This is a genomic window from Flavobacterium pectinovorum (genome assembly GCF_006438875.1).
In the GTDB taxonomy this organism is placed as follows: Bacteria; Bacteroidota; Bacteroidia; order Flavobacteriales; family Flavobacteriaceae; genus Flavobacterium; species Flavobacterium pectinovorum_A.
This window is the reverse complement of sequence record NZ_RCZH01000013.1, coordinates 58,877-76,621: the sequence shown is the minus strand read 5'-3', so window position 1 is coordinate 76,621 and position 17,745 is coordinate 58,877. Positions and strand designations below refer to the sequence as shown.

19 protein-coding genes are annotated in these 17,745 nt (G+C 30.8%); 12 read left to right on the top strand and 7 right to left on the bottom strand.

Translation table 11 applies throughout. The annotated features are described in order from the left end of the window. Window positions 1-146 precede the first annotated feature (146 nt). From EAH81_RS18680 to aroB, 4 genes are all read right to left on the bottom strand, one after another. Window positions 147-557 carry a DNA primase gene (locus tag EAH81_RS18680; protein WP_140509976.1) on the bottom strand — a complete coding sequence of 137 codons (411 nt, stop codon included), beginning with the start codon at window positions 555-557 and terminating at the stop codon, window positions 147-149. A 7-nt stretch (window positions 558-564) separates the two neighbouring features. After that, window positions 565-1,533 carry a deoxyhypusine synthase family protein gene (locus EAH81_RS18675; protein WP_140509974.1) on the bottom strand — a complete coding sequence of 323 codons (969 nt, stop codon included), beginning with the start codon at window positions 1,531-1,533 and terminating at the stop codon, window positions 565-567. Window positions 1,534-1,643: 110 nt separating this feature from the next. Then, window positions 1,644-3,047 carry an arginine decarboxylase gene (locus EAH81_RS18670; RefSeq protein ID WP_140509972.1) on the bottom strand — a complete coding sequence of 468 codons (1,404 nt, stop codon included), beginning with the start codon at window positions 3,045-3,047 and terminating at the stop codon, window positions 1,644-1,646. A 297-nt stretch (window positions 3,048-3,344) separates the two neighbouring features. Continuing rightward, entirely contained in the window at window positions 3,345-4,412 is a 1,068-nt protein-coding gene (gene aroB, locus EAH81_RS18665; RefSeq protein ID WP_140509970.1) for a 3-dehydroquinate synthase, read from the bottom strand. A gap of 314 nt (window positions 4,413-4,726) precedes the next feature. On the opposite strand from aroB, the gene EAH81_RS18660 reads away from it, so the two are divergent. Next, complete coding sequence (locus tag EAH81_RS18660; protein WP_140509968.1) at window positions 4,727-5,896, top strand: proline dehydrogenase family protein; 1,170 nt, start codon at window positions 4,727-4,729, stop codon at window positions 5,894-5,896. Between the two features lie 325 nt (window positions 5,897-6,221). On the opposite strand, the gene EAH81_RS18655 is transcribed toward EAH81_RS18660, so the two are convergent. Together EAH81_RS18655 and EAH81_RS18650 are read right to left on the bottom strand one after the other, a co-directional pair. Further along, window positions 6,222-6,818, bottom strand: a complete 597-nt coding sequence (locus EAH81_RS18655; protein ID WP_140509966.1) for a PolC-type DNA polymerase III — start codon at window positions 6,816-6,818, stop codon at window positions 6,222-6,224. Between the two features lie 3 nt (window positions 6,819-6,821). Then, window positions 6,822-8,738, bottom strand: a complete 1,917-nt coding sequence (locus tag EAH81_RS18650; protein ID WP_140509964.1) for a DUF294 nucleotidyltransferase-like domain-containing protein — start codon at window positions 8,736-8,738, stop codon at window positions 6,822-6,824. Between the two features lie 609 nt (window positions 8,739-9,347). Here EAH81_RS18650 and EAH81_RS18645 point away from each other — a divergent pair. The 9 genes from EAH81_RS18645 to EAH81_RS18610 all read left to right on the top strand — a co-directional run bounded on the left by EAH81_RS18645 (window position 9,348) and on the right by EAH81_RS18610 (window position 15,377). After that, window positions 9,348-9,674: a hypothetical protein gene (locus tag EAH81_RS18645; RefSeq protein ID WP_140509962.1), complete on the top strand. Its 327-nt coding sequence runs from the start codon at window positions 9,348-9,350 to the stop codon at window positions 9,672-9,674. A gap of 296 nt (window positions 9,675-9,970) precedes the next feature. Further along, window positions 9,971-11,020 (top strand): hypothetical protein, encoded by a 1,050-nt coding sequence (locus tag EAH81_RS18640; RefSeq protein WP_140509960.1) that lies wholly within the window; start codon window positions 9,971-9,973, stop codon window positions 11,018-11,020. A gap of 277 nt (window positions 11,021-11,297) precedes the next feature. Continuing rightward, the gene (locus tag EAH81_RS18635) at window positions 11,298-12,017 is read left to right on the top strand and encodes a hypothetical protein (protein WP_099712425.1); all 720 of its coding nucleotides are present in this window, start codon (window positions 11,298-11,300) and stop codon (window positions 12,015-12,017) included. Between the two features lie 3 nt (window positions 12,018-12,020). Beyond that, on the top strand, window positions 12,021-12,452 hold the full coding sequence (locus EAH81_RS18630; protein WP_140509958.1) for a hypothetical protein: 432 nt from the start codon (window positions 12,021-12,023) through the stop codon (window positions 12,450-12,452). A gap of 111 nt (window positions 12,453-12,563) precedes the next feature. Continuing rightward, the gene (locus tag EAH81_RS18625; RefSeq protein ID WP_140509956.1) at window positions 12,564-12,965 is read left to right on the top strand and encodes a hypothetical protein; all 402 of its coding nucleotides are present in this window, start codon (window positions 12,564-12,566) and stop codon (window positions 12,963-12,965) included. A gap of 102 nt (window positions 12,966-13,067) precedes the next feature. Further along, window positions 13,068-13,235, top strand: a complete 168-nt coding sequence (locus tag EAH81_RS27505) for a hypothetical protein (RefSeq protein ID WP_161595830.1) — start codon at window positions 13,068-13,070, stop codon at window positions 13,233-13,235. Further along, a complete protein-coding gene (locus tag EAH81_RS18620; protein WP_140509954.1) occupies window positions 13,228-13,773 on the top strand; it encodes a hypothetical protein in 546 nt (181 codons plus the stop codon). The genes EAH81_RS27505 and EAH81_RS18620 overlap by 8 nt, the downstream gene beginning before the upstream one ends. Before the next feature lie 159 nt (window positions 13,774-13,932). Then, window positions 13,933-14,511: a hypothetical protein gene (locus EAH81_RS18615; protein WP_140509952.1), complete on the top strand. Its 579-nt coding sequence runs from the start codon at window positions 13,933-13,935 to the stop codon at window positions 14,509-14,511. A gap of 14 nt (window positions 14,512-14,525) precedes the next feature. After that, a complete protein-coding gene (locus EAH81_RS18610) occupies window positions 14,526-15,377 on the top strand; it encodes a hypothetical protein (protein ID WP_140509950.1) in 852 nt (283 codons plus the stop codon). Window positions 15,378-15,612: 235 nt separating this feature from the next. Here the strand turns inward: EAH81_RS18610 and EAH81_RS18605 are convergent, their stop codons facing one another. Continuing rightward, window positions 15,613-15,972 (bottom strand): hypothetical protein, encoded by a 360-nt coding sequence (locus EAH81_RS18605; RefSeq protein ID WP_140509948.1) that lies wholly within the window; start codon window positions 15,970-15,972, stop codon window positions 15,613-15,615. A gap of 163 nt (window positions 15,973-16,135) precedes the next feature. On the opposite strand from EAH81_RS18605, the gene EAH81_RS18600 reads away from it, so the two are divergent. Further along, window positions 16,136-16,696, top strand: coding sequence for a hypothetical protein (locus tag EAH81_RS18600; protein WP_140509946.1), 561 nt, complete (start codon window positions 16,136-16,138; stop codon window positions 16,694-16,696). Window positions 16,697-17,195: 499 nt separating this feature from the next. Continuing rightward, the gene (locus EAH81_RS18595) at window positions 17,196-17,606 is read left to right on the top strand and encodes a helix-turn-helix domain-containing protein (protein WP_140509944.1); all 411 of its coding nucleotides are present in this window, start codon (window positions 17,196-17,198) and stop codon (window positions 17,604-17,606) included. Window positions 17,607-17,745 lie beyond the last annotated feature (139 nt).

The window sequence follows — 17,745 nt, the reverse complement described above, 5'->3', positions numbered from 1 at the left end:
CAGATATTTTTATCATTATTTTAAGTATTCTAGAAGCATTAAATATACTAATTTTCTTATAAATCAAACCTCTTGCCATTCATTATTATTTTCATAAAAAAAGGAACCCGAGTAGAGTTCCTTTAGTTTATTTTTAAAGAGATGAATTAATCTTCATCGTCTTCATCATCTTCTTCGTCAGCGATATCATCTGGATCTTTGTCTTCATCGTCATCATCATCTCCGCCATCAGTATCCGGTTTATCTATTGCATCATCATCCTCGTCATCATCACTATCATCATCAAGATCAAGACCTTTTACCGGTTCGATTGTATCAACATCAAGATCGATGTCGTCATCTTCATCGTAATTCTCAATTCTGTCAGCAAGTTTAGTACTAATTTTTACTAAATAAATAGTGTCTTCAGTACGAACTTCAACAGCTTCGATCAATTCGTTTTTAGCATTTCTAAAACGGATCACATCCGAATCATCATAACCATCAGGAAATTTTTCTACCAAAAGGTTCAAAATTTCATTGGTAAGTTTAGCGTAGTCTACTATAACTCTTTTCATAAATATCCTATAAATCTAATAAGTAAGCAAAAATTAACGGTGCAACAATTGTAGCATCCGACTCAATAATAAATTTAGGGGTTTTAATATCTAATTTACCCCAAGTAATTTTCTCGTTTGGAACTGCTCCGGAATAAGATCCGTAACTAGTTGTTGAATCTGAAATCTGGCAGAAATAACTCCAAAACGGAATATCATGCATCTCCATATCCTGGTATAACATTGGTACCACACAAATTGGGAAATCTCCAGCAATACCACCACCAATTTGAAAAAAACCAATTCCGTTAGTGCTATTTTTTGGATACCAATCTGCAAGGAATACCATATATTCAATTCCTGATTTCATTGTAGAAGCCTTTAGGTCTCCTTTGATTACGTACGAAGCAAAGATATTTCCCATTGTACTATCTTCCCAACCCGGAACAATAATAGGTAAATTTTTCTCAGCAGCTGCATACATCCAGCTATCTTTTAAATCTATTTCATAATATTCTTCTAAAACACCTGATAATAGCATTTTATACATGAATTCATGTGGAAAATAACGCTCTCCGTTATCATCTGCGTCTTTCCAGATTTTGTAAATGTGTTTTTGTAAACGACGAAATGCTTCATGCTCAGGGATACAAGTGTCAGTAACACGATTTAATCCTCTTTCCAGCAATGCCCATTCGTCTTCTGGTGTCAAATCACGGTAGTTTGGTACTCTTTCGTAGTGTGAGTGAGCAACCAAATTCATGATGTCTTCTTCTAGATTGGCTCCGGTACAGGAAATAATCTGTACTTTATCTTGTCTAATTATTTCGGCAAAAATTTTACCAATTTCTGCTGTACTCATAGCGCCAGCCATACTTACCATCATTTTAGCACCATTTGCCAATTGTTGTTCGTATGCTTTTGCAGCATCAACTAAAGAAGCAGAGTTAAAGTGTAAATAATGTTTTTCAATAAACTGACTGATTGGTCCTTTCATTTTTTTTTGTTTTTGTGTTTTTTTTTTTTTGAATTAAAAGTTTAACCTTCTAGTTGGTACTGCAAATTAATAATTTTACTGATATTAACATTTAATTTGCAGGTTTTTTTTTATATTTTTTTTGTGTACCCTAAAATCTTCAATACATCGTCAGAAGTTTGCTGTTCTGAGAAAACTTCCGTACCTATAATACCGTTTTCATCACGATCTATCAAAATATGTTTAGGTTGTGGAATCAAACAGTGGTGTAAACCTCCATAACCTCCAATAGTTTCCTGATATGCACCTGTATTAAAGAAACCAATATACAATGGTTTTTCTTTACTGTATTTAGGCAAATAAATGGCGTTCATATTTTGTTCTGAGTTGTAATAATCATCACTATCGCAAGTCAAACCTCCTAATAAAACCCGCTCATAAGTATCATTCCAACGGTTCACCGCCAGCATGATAAAACGTTTGTTTATTGCCCACGTATCCGGCAAAGTGGTAATGAAAGAGGAATCAATCATGTTCCATTTTTCTCTATCATTTTGTTGTTTTTGATACAAAATCTGATAGATTGCGCCACCGCTTTCACCTACTGTAAATGATCCAAATTCTGTAAAGATGTTCGGAACATCAACTTCAGCTTCATCACATGCAATTTTAATCTGATTGATAATTTCGTCAATCATATATTGATAATCATACTCAAATGCTAATGAATTCTTAATTGGGAAACCGCCTCCAATGTTCAAACCATCAAGAGTAGGGCATTCCTTTTTAAGTGCAATGTAAACTTTAATACATTTTACCAACTCATTCCAGTAATATGCTGTATCGTTTATTCCTGTATTGATAAAAAAGTGAAGCATTTTAAGCTCTAATTTATCATTTTCCTGAATTTGTTTTTTATAAAACGCAACAATATTTTTGTATCCAATACCTAATCTTGACGTATAAAACTCAAATTTTGGCTCTTCTTCAGCAGCGATACGAATTCCAATTTTGAATTTCCCTTTGATTTCTGCCTGAAGCAAATCAAGTTCTTCATAATTGTCAATGATCGGAATCGTATTTTTATGTCCGTTATTTATTAATCTCGCAATATTGCTAATGTATTCATCTCTCTTAAAACCATTACAAATTACATAAGTACTTTTGTTGATTTTACCGTTTTCCAACAAATTCTCTACTATATTAATATCAAAAGCAGATGAAGTTTCAACATGAATATTGTTTTTGAAAGCTTCATTCATAATGTATTCAAAATGAGAGCTTTTTGTGCAATAACAATAAAAGTATTTTGCTTCGTATTTGTTTTTTTCCATTGATTTTCTGAACCAGGCTTTTGCCTTATTGATATTTTCAGAAATCTGTGGTAAATAGGTGAATTTTAATGGTGTTCCGTATTGTTCAACCAATTTCATCAAATCGATATTGTGAAATTGTAAGTTGTCTTTGTTCAATTTAAATTCCTCTTGAGGAAAGTAATACGTTTGATTAATTAGATCAGAATATTTTGTATTCATTTATATTTTAATATTTGAGTTGTAATTTTTAAATTCAGTAAACGATGCTAAATCTAAAATTCAAACCCTAATATTGGCAAATACAATCTCTAATTTTTCATGCTCTGCCTTTGAGCATAAAAAAACATCAAAACAAAATGGACTTTTACTATTATAAAATCGATTCAACATTCTAAGTAAAGAACTATTGAGGCGGTTTCTATAGGAGCTGAATTGTCTTTGTTTTTTGTTTGTTTTCATTGAGGCAAATGTAAAAAATAATATATACCTAAAGCAAAGCTTTTTATTAAAAAAAGTTTAAGATTTATAATCCTGAAACGCATCTAGAATCAATTTATTTTCAACGGATTGGTTAATTTTTATTTTTCCTATACCTTCGATTAATGCAAATTGAATCAAACCGTACTCATTTTTTTTGTCGTGAATAAGCAATTCAAGGATCGGATCGATGTCATTTTCTTCCACTTTTACATCCTCATAAATGCTTTTTATGGCTGTTTTAATTTCGGCATATTCATTTGCTGTAATCAAACCTTTATGCAGTGAAATATAGCTTTCCAGTATCATCCCAATCGCAATAGCTTCACCATGTAATAATGTCTTCTTAGTTTCGCTTTCCAAGAAATAACTTTCGATAGCATGTCCTAAAGTATGTCCGAAATTTAAGGCTTTACGAATGTTTTTCTCCGTTGGATCTTGTACTACAATTTCGTTTTTAATTTCGACAGAGCGATAAATTAACGCATCAAAATCAGCAAAATCAATTGCTTTCAGGTCTAAAAATTGTTTCCAATAGGCAGAATCATAGATTAAACCGTGTTTTAGCATTTCTGCAAGACCGGAACGCATTTCGCTTTGCGGTAAAGTATTAAGATATTCTGTATCAATTAAAACCATTTGAGGAACATTGATAACGCCAATTTGATTTTTAAGATTTCCTAAATCTACGCCGGTTTTTCCTCCAACAGAAGCATCAACCATAGATAATAGAGTAGTAGGAATATTTATAAAATCAACACCTCGTTTAAAAGTAGAAGCTACAAATCCGCCTAAATCCGTAACAACACCGCCACCAAGATTAATTACCAGTGATTTTCTATCTGCGCCAAGTTCTGTTAATACATTCCAGATTTCAATACAGGTTTCAATATTTTTATTGACTTCACCAGACTCAAATTCAATGATTTCGATCGTTAAATCGGTTTCCAATAATGGCAAAAATATGGGCAAACAATGTTCATTTGTTTCATTATCAACTATAATAAACAAATTAGAATATTTATTTTCTTTTAAATGAATATTTAAAGCTTCGTAAGCATTTTGGTTAAAATGTACTTTATAATTATTGGCTTGAATTGATTGCATTATTTCTGTAGTTAATTGAAAGCGCAAAATAAGGCATTTTTAACTAAATAATATTCAAACTTTATCTATAATTTGTTTTAAAAACCCTTTAAATAAAATGATATTAAATAACATTATTGGATTTTAGTGCAAAATCTCTTTCTTCTGTAAAAAGCATATTTTGCCTTGTAATGAATTACTTACGGTCTGTTTTTTAAATCTTCTGTTTTACATGAGACTGAATCTTTATTTTAACAATACTCTATGCAAAATATGCCCTGTTTAACTAAATAATATTCAAAACTCTCTCTATATTTGCACAAAAAACAACCTAAATGGAAAAAATATTCGATAACACTCAAGTTGCATTCTCACTAAAAAGCGATACGGAACTTGACAGAGCTTATTTTCTTTTTAAAATGATCGACAGTCAACCCTTAGTGAGGATAGGAACTGCTGTTACCAATTTTGCTATTAAAGCAAATCTTCCGGTAGAAGGATTAATTCGTGCAACTGTTTTTGACCATTTTTGCGGTGGTGTAAACGAAGACGATTGCATTACAGTAGTAGACAAAATGTTTACAAAAGGTGTTTCATCTGTTTTAGATTATTCAGTTGAAGGAAAAGAAGAAGAAGAGCAGTTTGATGCTGCTCTAGAAATGACTTTAAAAACTATTGAATTTGCTAAAGAACGTTTAGCAATTCCGTTTGCGGTATTTAAACCTACAGGTTTTGGCCGTTTTGAATTGTATGAGAAACTGGGAGAAAAACAAACTTTAACTCCTTCAGAACAAGCAGAATGGGATAGAGTAGTAGCTCGTTTTGATCAGGTTTGCGGTGAAGCTCACAAAAAAGATGTAGCTTTATTAATTGATGGTGAAGAAAGCTGGATGCAAGACGCTGCAGATGATTTGGTTACTGACATGATGCGCAAATACAACAAAGAAAAAGCAATTGTTTTTAATACTTTACAAATGTACCGTTGGGATCGTTTGGATTATTTGAAAAAATTGCATGAAGTGGCCAAAAACGAAGGTTTCTTCATTGGAATGAAATTGGTTCGTGGCGCTTATATGGAAAAAGAAATCAAAAGAGCAGAAGAGAAAAATTATGTTTCGCCAATTTGTGTTTCTAAAGAAGCGACAGATGTGAATTATGATGCCGCTGTTCATTATATGTTGGAGCATTTAGAAATTATGTCAATTTTTGCAGGAACTCACAACGAATTGAGTTCTTATAAATTGATGGAAATGATGCAGGAAAAAGGAATAGCCAAAAACGATCATAAAATCTGGTTTGGGCAATTGTACGGAATGAGTGATAATATTAGCTACAACCTTGCCGAAAACGGTTATAATGTTGCTAAATATTTACCTTTCGGACCTGTAAAAGATGTTATGCCGTACTTGATTCGTCGTGCAGAAGAAAATACTTCGGTTGCCGGACAAACAAGCCGCGAATTGTCTATGATTAAAGCAGAACGTAAAAGAAGAAAAGGGAAATAGTTTTCAGTTTCAGTTTTCAGTTTAAATAGAAATGAAAAAGCCTCTTATTTAAGAGGCTTTTTTGTGTTTTAAAATCAAAAAAAGTCAGACTGAGCGATCTCGTCCCGAAGTTTCGGGATCGGGTAATGTCGTTAAGTTATGCTTTTAAAAAATAAAATTATTCCAAATCAAATCCGTTTTTATCCGCGTTTTTACGAAGTAAATCTGTTTAATCCGCGTCAAAATTAGACGCTGATTTTACTAATTCGCTAAAGCGAAAACGCTGATAAAAACGGATTTTTCTAATTACTTTCTTGATTAAACTGTTAAGTGATTCAAAGACTTTCTATTTTATTCCTAATCTTGATTTTAGTTTTAAAAACAAAAGCGCAATCTTATACGCATCTTCAGCAGATGAATTTCGATCACTTTTCGGAATTTTAAATATTTCAGTTAAATCGTCCAGTGAAAATTGTTTGTCATTAATATCCATTAATTTTCTGTACATCATATCAACGTCAAGAGCTTCGTTTTTAAGTCTTCCGCAATCCAGACGCTCTAAAGCAGCATTGAGCATTTCTATATCAAAATTAATATGATGGCCAACCAAAATCGAATTGCCTATAAAATTCACCAAAGCTTCTATAGCATCAGGTTCAGGCATTTTTAGCATTTTACTTTCAATGATAAATTCATTCGAAAGCCCGTTATCCTGCAGGAATTTGTATTGTAGCAAAACGGCTTCAAAATTATCTTTTATTATAATGCCGTCATCGACTACTGAAAAAGCTCCTAAAGACAAAATCACATCTTTATTCGGGTTTAACCCAGAAGTTTCAGTCGATAAGACTACAAATCTGTTAGGTTTAGTTTCGAATTTAGTCAGGTAATCTTTCCAGAAATCCGGATATTCCTTATTGATATTTTTAATCCAGTCTAGCATATTTTATGAGAATTGGGTCAATTGAAATTTACTCTTAATTAATTCCTCAAGATCTTTCATTGGTGTCAAAGCATTTTTTAACTTCTCTTTGTCTGTTTTAGACATTTCTCTCAAATTTATATATTGCCCGGAATCGTCATTTTTTAATCCTTCAACAGTTCTAAATTTAGACAAAGTTAAAAAAGCTTCGGCACAGCTTAAATATATTTCTGCATTTTTAGAATCTGTTATTGCTAATTGTTTGAATCTTAAATAAGTATTCTTGATTCCTTTAATATTTGAATTCAAAATTAACAAACGTGCGCCATCAATCAAAGGCATTAATGCACGGGTTTTAATATCAAATTTTCCTTTTTCAGGACCTTCTTCTTCAATAATGAATTTTTTGAAAAAACTCAAAGGAGAGTTCTTTTTCAAAGCATCATTACCTAAAAAGTCAAAGAATAAAGTATTGTTAACAGCATTTTTGAATATGACATTTTCAATGACTTCTTCAATTTTTGGTTCTCCAAAAACAATCTCATAATCAAAGAAAATACTGCTCAGATCATTACTGTTTTCACCTGGAGTATTCATCCAGCTGTTGTATTGTTTTGTCCAGTCAGTCAATGACTTACACCAAAGCATATTACTTCCCATATGTCCGTTTGGACAAAATTCATAACCCACTTTTTCAAGTATGGATGTAGCTCTTTTTGCCAATCTCAGGAAGTAATCTTTTACTTCTCTGTATTTTTCCGGAGCAACATCTTCAAAAATCAAAATACTATCCTGATCTGTCAATAAAAGTTGTTCTTTACGACCTTGACTACCAATACTTAACCATGCAAAACGAGCAGGAGGTGAGCCTAGATCTAAAATTGATAATTCAACCGCACGTTTAATTATTGCCAGGTTAATTTCGCTAACAATATTACTAATATGCGAAATCGGAATATTTTTCTGGATCGAGTTCTGAATCAAATCAGACAAGCGATCACGTATTTGTTTTAAATCTTTAGGTAACTGAGAACGCTTAATTTCTTTAATTAAAACCCCGGGGTTACTGGCTTGAGCCACAATTAAATCATGCTCAGAAATAATTCCTTTTACAGCAGATTTATTTGTACCGTCTTTTGTAACACATAAATGCGTCACATTATATTTTAGCATTAATAATTGCGCCTCAGCAAGAGAAACATTTTCAATTACTGTAACAACAGGCGATGACATGATTTTGTCAATCGTTTCTGTAATAGGATAACGTCCTGTCGCTATCTTAGAAGCTAAATCTGTAGCGGTTACAATACCAATTGGGCGATTTTTTTCGCATACAATGATATTGTCAACCATAGAATCAGTCATCAATATCGCAACATCTTTAACAATATGATTTGCTTCGGTCGTTAAAGGCGAATTATTATAATTTAAAGATTGGATGTATTGCATTTCTGATTGCTGATCTACATAGAATGAAGTATCAGAAATCATTTTTCCGTTAGAACTAACGCTATCTTTTGTATGTCTTGAATTTGTGGCAAAACTTTCTAATAAAAAGTTCAAAACATCTGAATTATTAGCCACAAAAGGTCTGAAAACAGCAATAGGAATTGCATAAATAATACTTTCTTCACGGGCTTTAGCCGTCATCATGTAGTTATTTTTAGCAAAAAATGGACGAAGACCAAAAATATCACCTTCGTGACACTTGTTTATGATCGTTTCTTCAGCATCAGCAATTGTTGTTAAATTTATGATACCAGAAGCTACAACATAAAAACTGTCGTGAAGTAAATCATTGTTTTGAAATAATACCGCATGTTTTTCTAAATTGAGAACACGGATATTGGTTGCAATATCAGATAATTCCTGGAAAGTTAAATTATCAAATGGCGGGTATTCTTTTAAAAAATCTGCAATATGCTCAGCGATTGTATTCATATATTTTGATAATTTTTTTAAAGTATCGAATGTAAAAATAATAAAATAAACTCTTACAACGAAAGCATCTTTACGAGAATATAAATATTTTAGAGAAATGCTAAAAATTATTGAATTGAGAAGCCTAAAATTCTTTTAAATGGTTTCAAAATTAGAATTGCTAATCAATATTACATAGATGATAGGTTTGTTGAACGAATATAACAATGCTTTGAACAAGAGAAGATTCTGAAATATTCTATTTTACATAATATAAATTATAGTTCATTTGTGGTATAACTAATTAACAATTACCACATGGCCTTAAAACGATCTTCTTTAGAGAATTACACTCTGTTACTTGTAGAATTAAATAAAATGCGTCACACAAATTTTAGCGCAAAAACATTCTTAAAAAAAATGCGTCCGTTCTGCCAAACTTCTCATTTAAAATTCAAAACATTATTTCTAAGAATCCGTGGATCAAATATAGGAATTACAATTCGAGTTTGTACGGATTGTTTTATAGTTACTCAATCTTTTTGCGTTCACGAATTTATTTTTTACTGCAATTCTCAGAAAACATTGATTTCAAAACTTCTTAAACACAATCTTTTAATTCCTTAAAATATGTCAACAATTCAAATTTTAATTCAAAAACGAGAAAATTTAATCTTGGAATTAGCTGGTTTAAATCATGATTTAAACGAGTATTCAAAAAATCCTGTAGAAACTGTCGATTTGATTGGTCTTAAATATCAGCATGATTTTACCATTAGAGAAATTACGAAAATTGGTCAGCAGATAAATGTTTTTTTTAATTCTCAAATTTCTAATTATAGAAGCAAATTTTTTGAAATCGAAAAGAAAATAACTGAAGCTGTTTCGAAAAAAGAATTTACTGTTGCTGATTTACCGAAATATCATTTTTCAATGTTTGAAACCCCTACTCTATAGCTATGATACTTTTTGTAATATCAATCTTTCATTTATTAGTAATACTACTTATAAGTGATGACGATAATGATAATTTATCATTCTAGCATTTTTTTTAAATCGTTGCCGTAGGGTATAACGGCAACTAACTCACTCAAACCTACTAAAAAACTATGATTTCATACAAAGAAAGGCATCAAGCCCAAAATAAAATTAAAAGAAACAATTTAAAAACTACTCTTATAAATATTGACTATTTAATTATTAATCTCGAGGGTCAGCCTTACGGAGAATTTCCCGAGAATTCGAAATTTCGTTTGAAACCATACGAATACGGTACTAAAATATTTGAGATTAGAGCCGATCTATATTTTGAAAATTTGAAAATCGGGATTTACACAGCAAAACCTCGTTCTGCAATTATGAGTGAAGATTTTGCACAACTACAATTCGAAAACAATCTATTTTACACTTTATCTAACGATGCCTTAAGAGGTATTATAAACGCTTTTTGCGATGAAACGAACTATTTTTTTAAGTCGATTAATAGACTGGATATATGCCTTGATAAGTCTGATGTCAACAATTCTTATCGTAATTTATACGGTAATGTTGTTTCAGGTAACTATCTTATTTCGGGGCGTCCTAAAAATTTGCAAAGCTATTTTGAAACCTACAAAGGCAAATCAATACTTAATGGTTTTCAAATTGGGAAAAGAACATCTGATAAAATAATACGATGTTATAACAAAACGCTGTCTTTACAGTTAACCGAAAAACCATATATAAATGAGTATTACCAAAATAACGGTTTAAAAAATGATAATGTATGGCGTTTTGAGTATCAGTTAAATTCTGCGTTTTTCAGAGGTTTAAATGAACATTCGAAAGCTGATATAAATATCAGTCAGGCAATGACTTGGGGTGTTTTTGATAAAGCAAATCTTTATGAATTATTGAAAATTGCAAATAAAGGTTTTTTTGAGCTTCGTGAGAATACTGGCAAAAGTCAAGTTAATAAAGAAAAGCTTATTACTCTATTTGATTTTGATTATTTACAATCTCAAATATCAAAATTCAATCCTATAATCAAACGCTTAAAGAAAGTTGTTTTGTCGTCTACAACAATTAAAAAACGTCTTGCAAAATCTCTGTTTAGAGAATATTACTCAAACAATCAGGATATATCTTATATAGTTGCATTAAATCTTTTACTTGAAGATTTAGACATGACTACGGAAAATCAACTTTTAGTATGGTTTCAAAACAAGTTGCATTTCTATCTGCATGAATTTAGAACAAAGGAAAAAATAGTTAATGATTTTGATTTTGAATTATTCCACGAACATCAAATTTTATTTTTATAAGCCATGAAAACACAAAATACAAGCCAAAAAGTAACTAAGACCCAGTTAATGCATATTCTTGAATTAAGCTATAAAACGGCTTGTAAAGAATATCAAACAATTATTGATTCTCTAGCTTTAAAAAGGAACTATTTAACCGTTCAAGACCTGATTAAATACGGCATATTATAGGGAAAATTAGGGAAAAATAGGGAGTTATAGGGAATTTTAGGGAGCGTCGGTTTAGAGTTGTAATAACCTTTGTAGAGCAAAAATTAATAATTTAAAAATTATACAAATGAAAATTACAACTTTAACTGGTGTTTTAAAATCTCCAGAATTAACGGTAACTAAATCTATTGGTTCTTTGATTGTAGCTACTGATTTAGAACTATCAGCTTTAACGAACGAGAAGATTAGTATCTATATCGAGCGTGGTAATGGTTCGAATGTTATTCTTGCTAATAAAATTCTTTTGAAGGACTTTATTTTGGCTAGTACATACGGAACTGAAAATACTCAATCTGATGCTAATAATGCTACAATCGCATTATGTGAATTGGCTGTAGATGGCGGTATTTACTTGGACGAAAAAGAAAGCATTAAAATCTTACTTGAAGATTTGAAGTCTGCAAAACGCTATGATTTGTACGGAGTTGAAGAACCTTTGACTACAAGTGTTTTGTATTTCTTAGAGCAAAAATCTGTTGCTTCTGAGGAGGTCAATAAAAAAATTGACGTAGCAGGGTTTGATTTGGCTATTATGACGGTTGATGAAAGCGTAAGCGATTTATCATATCAATATGATAACGGTCAGGTTGTTAAATATCTGCCTTTCGAACTTCAAACTTTAAGTCGTGATATTGACCCAATCCAATATATCACTTCTGCAGGTGTAGTTATTCAAGGGTTAGATAATAGAGTTTCATTGCCTTTAGTTCATGTTACTGGTTTAGAAATAAACAAGTCGCAAGGTGCAATTGTAAATTTTGTAGTAAGAACAACTAAACACGTGTAAAAGATGGGACTATTTAAAAAAATCGGACAAAAAATTAAAAGGGTTGTTTCTCTTAAAAACGTGATCAATACAGTAAGTGGTAATTTTGGTGCAGTTGCTAAAGATGCCGTGAGAATTGCGACTACTGAGAAACCTACTAAAGAGGCTCCCGTTATTAATCAAGTTGTGTCACCTACTCCTGTAGTTATTCCACAAACTATTTTAGACATAGCAGATGCTCAGGGTGCTAAATTTTCTCAAAATTTAACTTCAAAAATCGCTAAAACAGATACTGCTCAGGATGCTACTTCTTTCTTAGCAAAAATTGGTATGCAATCTTTATATGAAAAGTATAAGACTTGGATTACTGTTGGTGCTTTGGCTTTGTTAGCCTTTATTCTATGGAGGGTTTTCGGTCATAAAAAAGGAACTGCTAGAAGTCGTGCAAGGCGATAAACCGAAAAATTACCATCGGATTTATTTATATGTATTTCTTATAGATTCGGTGGTAATAATTCTCAAAAAAATGGCGGAGTTCATATTATTAATTAAACACATTATAAAGTAATGGCATATAATAACAAAGGTAATAACTCTAATAACAAGGGTTATAACAATAATCAAAATCAACAAAAGGTTAAGCACTCAGGCGCTAAAACCACTAAATACTATCCTAAAACAGGACCAAATGCAGGTGTTGAGCAGTATTTAACTACTGGGTGGAGATTGTCTAATAAGGAATTAATTTCTATTAAAGCAGTAACTACTTCAAAATCGAAACTTAGTGAAAAAGGTTGGTTAGGCTCTATAGCTGTAACTTTTACTAATACTAAAAATGGTTCTCAGGAATTTCATTGGGGAACTATGCAAGCTTCAACGGGAAAAGTTGTAATAGATGCAATGGCATTTGTTATGAATCCAAAAGCAAAAAACGGAGGTTATGCGGGAACTTTTGTACGCTCTAACTAATGTTTAGGTTCTTATTAAAATTCCTTCCTCTGATTCTTCATGAAGGAGTTGATTTACTAAAAGAGTATTTAGAAAAAAAGAAACAATTAAAACAAAAAACTGATGAATAAGTTAAAAGGAGTTATTTCGATTATAGGACTAATTGCCAAATATGGTGCTGTAGTTCTAGCCATTGTAAAAGGTCTTGAATTAGTTCATGACGAACTTAAGAAAATTGATTTTTCAGATTCTGTAAAGCCGGAACCTATAAAAGAAGTTGAAAATGAGTAGTTTTTTAGGTAGAAAGGATTTGAGTAGAGGAATTAGAAATAATAATCCGGGCAATCTTATAATTACAAATGAAACTTGGAAAGGTAAGATTTCTAAAAAACTCAATACTGATGGTCGTTTTGAGCAGTTTACCGATATTAAATTTGGTATTCGTGCTATGCTTCGAGATTTAATACATGACATTGACAAGGGAAAAAATACTATCAGAAAGTTAATTTCTGAGTATGCTCCAAAATCCGAAAACAATACAGAATTATACATTCAATCAGTTTGTAAGGCTTTAAGTCTTGCCCCTGATGAACAAATTAAAAATGTTGATTCTTTGTTCTTGGTAACTCTTGCGAGGGCAATTATTAAATATGAAAACGGTACTGATGCGGGTTTAGTTTTAAACTCACATATACAGGACGCTATTGATATGATTGGAGATTTTAATCTAAAAAATGTCGTAGTGTCTGCTAAGAATAAATTTAAGCTGAGTTCTTTAATTATTCCTGTGGTGCTTTTTTTTTATACTGTTTACACCGTTACAGTCTAAACAAACGATACAAGCGTTAAACAAAATTATTAATTCAAATAAAAAATACAATGTTAGAAAAAATCAAAACTTTTTATAATAACAACAAAACAACTGTTATTGTTAGTGGTGCTATAGTAGTAGCTTATTTCTTGTACAAAAAATTTAAAAAATAGTTTCATGACTGTTCAAAGAAATAGTAGAAATACAAAAAGAGGTGCAGTCTTAGATTCTGCACTTCTTTTCTTTTCCAAATACTGGATATATATAGTAGTACTGATTTTTGGAGTTCCTCCATTAGTACGCTATATAAGAACTGTTCTAGCTTTAAATCAAAAAAATAAGATCAATACAGATATTGTTGTTAATAATGCTGAAAATGGAACTTCTGACCCTGTTACCATAAAGAAGAAAATAACTACTGTTCAAAAGAAGTACCCAAATTTGAGTGATAAGGACATGCAAAGATGTGGTACAGTTGCTCAGGGAATTGCTATTGCTTTAGGTACTAATGTTGAAGACAATCATTTTTTATTAGATACTGATATATATAATGTCAGTGCATGGTTTGAAGATGAAGCCAAAGCTGTTAGATTACTTAAAACAGTGCCAGGCACTTTTCCAGTTGTGGAAGATTTATATTTCAAGGTTTGTACTAGATCTAGAAATCTCAAATATGATCTATTAAAGTATCTCTCCGATTCTGATTTAGCTAAGGTTCGAGCAACATATAAAAAATATAATAAAACGTGGATTTAAAAAAATAAAGCAATATGAATTTTATACAATACATAGATGATACTTATGCTGTTAAGGTAAAGGAAGTTATTTTGGATTATGAGCAGGGTTATCTTGTAAAAGATATTGAAACACCTTTTTTCATAGTTTCATTATATATTGAAAATAAGCGTGTTAATGGCGTTCGATTTAATAATTATGATAGTTTACCTATGCTGTCAATTATTAATGATTTGGGCAATGTCGATTTAAATGTTATTCCCGAAAATTATTTTGCGACTGCGTTTACTGAAATGTTTCTAGGTGTTCCTTATAGCGCTGGTGCGGGTGTAGAAATTTCAAACTTTAGCGACTTTCAAAAAAAGCCTTTAAGATATTTGAAAGAATATAAATTACCTCAGTTTAGATTGGATGGAAGATTTTCGCAAGGCTCGGGCTATTCTTATGATACTAGAGTTTATTCTTTGATTAAACTTGGAACAATTCAATCTGACAATAAGTTCTATACGGCGTTTTATGATACTTATAGAAACGGTACTCATGTTGATACGTTAGAATTTCAAGGTGAAAGCCCGAACTACATTAGAAGTGGTTATGATTTGGTTACGTCTTTTCCTGTTCAAAATAACGGTAGTATTGTTCAGTTTGGAGATTATTATGTAAAAATGACTACAACTAATCCGTATCCGTATGGTCTTAGTGTTTTTATTTTCACTGATATAAGAACTAATGAATTTTGGTTTTATGTAAACTATATTGAAGTTGGTACAAGTATTATCAAAAAAGGAGAATTTGACATTTCAACATTTGTTTGTATAAATGGAGGTTTTAAGATTAAGAATCTACTTTTTGGAATAGAGTTACAAATCAGCAATATTTATGGCTAATAATACTCCAACCCCATATAGCTGTACAGTATTTAATAAAGATAAAAATGTACTCCCCATAAAAATAGAGTTTTGCAAATCAATATTTTATCTACATAACTGGTGTAAAAATGTGGGATTTGATTATCACTACATTAATATTTACAATAGAAAAACAGGTAAATATATTGCTAGGCAATATTTTGATGAGTACGTAATAGATAAGCCTTTGTATTAGTTTACAAAGGCTTATGCATTAATTATTGTTAATAGAATCGTAAGTTTTTCTTGCGTTCTCTAAATATTCATTTTTAATATCAGTAGGCAAATGATCTTTCCACATAAGCCATGCTCTAATTATTGTAGATAAGGCTTTTAAGGGACTTTCAAAATGAAAAAAGCCATTTTCTTTGCTATAATTCCTTACTAAGTATCTGTCAAAAGCTTCAATTTCTATTTCTTTTTCTTTGTTGACATTTATGTCTGTACAAAATCTTATGTCGCAATATACTATTGAATTTATTTGCGATGTACTACTTTCACATTTGAAACCAGTAATCATTTGAGCAATATCTACAGCGTCTTGCAGATCTTGTGCGTTTATTTCATTTTTCATTATTATTCATTTTAGTGATGCTAACAAATTTAATGAAAATGAAAAGGCGAAATACTTTAAGGTATAATTATTTATTCTTTTATAGCGATTGACAAAGTGAAATTAAAATTATTGGCATTATATTTGGAAATCTTTAGTAAATTTAACCTCACAAACCACGCTTATGAAAAAAACTACTTTAATAAAAATTTTGATCGGATTGGTAACGGTTCTTATTATTCTTGTTTCGTTATCTTTTATAGATTCTCATAACGATTTTGAGGAACAATTAAGTATTAATAAAAAGGTGGATTCTGTTATGCAGGATGATGCTCAACAAAGATATTTACATGATTTAACTGTAAGAAATAAACAGATTAGAAATTCTTGGAAAGATTACATTAAGATTTCTACTAATGATTATAAGTATTTTGATTTGGGAGGTGTTGAGAATTTGAAAATCATTTGTAGAAATGATACTCCTTATAAGCTTGATGTAGTTTATGTTGATATTTGTTATATTATTGATGATGGTACATGTTATAAAACAGAGGAGTTAACTTTTAATAATGTTCCTCCAAATTCTGAGATGTCTTTAGATGCTCCTAATTCTCCACGTGGTAAAAGAATTAGTGTAGATATTTTAGAAATGTACAGTGATGAATTGAATTTTTTATATAATCTCACAACCGCTCTGCCTGATGGTACTAACGATCCTTATTTTTCTAAGGAGAGACATAGATAAAGCAAATAAATAAGCCCCAATAAAACGGGGCTTTTTTTATGTTCTTATATTTTTTGATTTTTTGGTTTCGTTTAAAACTAGGGGCGAAATGTGTTGTTAATAAAGTTGTTAACATCTTCTTGGACGTACTGCGATTCATACTATAAATTATAGTTCAAATTACATATATTTGAATTTATCTCTTATTTAGAAATCTCATATTCTGAAAAACAAATTACTTTATTTCAAATATGAGATTTATACGAATCCAAATTCATAATATTTACAGCTTTAAATTTTCTCGTAATTGAGAAATAAAATTTTTAAATTTCAAATAACGGATTTATATGCGTTCAAATAAAAAGCATCATGTAATATGGTGATGCCTCAAATTTCTCATATTTGAAAAATATTTTGCTTTTTTTCAAATAAACGGATTTTCCGTTAAGCAGAATTACTTTAAAGTATTCTTTTCAATATGGTTTAATTATTCTAGGTAAAAATCTTATATTTGGCATTTATGATACAAACTAATATGCCAGACAAGAAAATACACCAAGGTAGAAATATAAAGCGTTTCCGTGAAATGCTGGGTATAAAACAAGAAGCTCTTGCTTTTGAATTGGGAGAAGATTGGAATCAGAAGAAAATTTCTGTTTTGGAGCAGAAAGAATTGATTGAGAATGATATTTTAGATCAGGTTGCTAAAATCCTGAAAGTGCCTGCAGATGCTATAAAGAATTTTGATGAAGAACAAGCTATAAATATAATTTCAAACAATGCCTCTTTTGATAATTGCCAACAACCAGCTTTTTTTAATAATCAGCCTACCTTCAATCCTTTAGATAAAATGGTCGAGCTTTACGAGCGTATGCTTGAGCAGCAAAAGGAAATGATTGACAGATTGGAGAAATTGATTCGAGAGAAATAGTATTAAGGTGTTACCCGTTGGATGTAATGCATAAAAATTTAATTAAACACATAGTAACATAGATTTTATGTGTTCGGAAAAAGTAAATCAAAAAGAAACTCGTTTCTAACACATAGCTATGTGCGTTAATGCAAGTGAA

Bases quoted from the DNA above. Each gene is read 5' to 3' on its own strand.
- EAH81_RS18635 (WP_099712425.1), top strand. From the start codon at position 11,298: ATGAAAATTACAACTTTAACTGGTGTTTTAAAATCTCCAGAATTAACG.
- EAH81_RS18595 (WP_140509944.1), top strand. From the start codon at position 17,196: ATGATACAAACTAATATGCCAGACAAGAAAATACACCAAGGTAGAAAT.
- EAH81_RS18650 (WP_140509964.1), bottom strand. From the start codon at position 8,738: ATGAATACAATCGCTGAGCATATTGCAGATTTTTTAAAAGAATACCCG.
- EAH81_RS18680 (WP_140509976.1), bottom strand. From the start codon at position 557: ATGAAAAGAGTTATAGTAGACTACGCTAAACTTACCAATGAAATTTTG.
- EAH81_RS18670 (WP_140509972.1), bottom strand. From the start codon at position 3,047: ATGAATACAAAATATTCTGATCTAATTAATCAAACGTATTACTTTCCT.
- EAH81_RS18655 (WP_140509966.1), bottom strand. From the start codon at position 6,818: ATGCTAGACTGGATTAAAAATATCAATAAGGAATATCCGGATTTCTGG.
- EAH81_RS18660 (WP_140509968.1), top strand. From the start codon at position 4,727: ATGGAAAAAATATTCGATAACACTCAAGTTGCATTCTCACTAAAAAGC.
- EAH81_RS18625 (WP_140509956.1), top strand. From the start codon at position 12,564: ATGGCATATAATAACAAAGGTAATAACTCTAATAACAAGGGTTATAAC.
- EAH81_RS18645 (WP_140509962.1), top strand. From the start codon at position 9,348: ATGTCAACAATTCAAATTTTAATTCAAAAACGAGAAAATTTAATCTTG.
- EAH81_RS27505 (WP_161595830.1), top strand. From the start codon at position 13,068: ATGAATAAGTTAAAAGGAGTTATTTCGATTATAGGACTAATTGCCAAA.
- EAH81_RS18615 (WP_140509952.1), top strand. From the start codon at position 13,933: ATGACTGTTCAAAGAAATAGTAGAAATACAAAAAGAGGTGCAGTCTTA.
- aroB (WP_140509970.1), bottom strand. From the start codon at position 4,412: ATGCAATCAATTCAAGCCAATAATTATAAAGTACATTTTAACCAAAAT.
- EAH81_RS18610 (WP_140509950.1), top strand. From the start codon at position 14,526: ATGAATTTTATACAATACATAGATGATACTTATGCTGTTAAGGTAAAG.
- EAH81_RS18600 (WP_140509946.1), top strand. From the start codon at position 16,136: ATGAAAAAAACTACTTTAATAAAAATTTTGATCGGATTGGTAACGGTT.
- EAH81_RS18675 (WP_140509974.1), bottom strand. From the start codon at position 1,533: ATGAAAGGACCAATCAGTCAGTTTATTGAAAAACATTATTTACACTTT.
- EAH81_RS18605 (WP_140509948.1), bottom strand. From the start codon at position 15,972: ATGAAAAATGAAATAAACGCACAAGATCTGCAAGACGCTGTAGATATT.
- EAH81_RS18630 (WP_140509958.1), top strand. From the start codon at position 12,021: ATGGGACTATTTAAAAAAATCGGACAAAAAATTAAAAGGGTTGTTTCT.
- EAH81_RS18620 (WP_140509954.1), top strand. From the start codon at position 13,228: ATGAGTAGTTTTTTAGGTAGAAAGGATTTGAGTAGAGGAATTAGAAAT.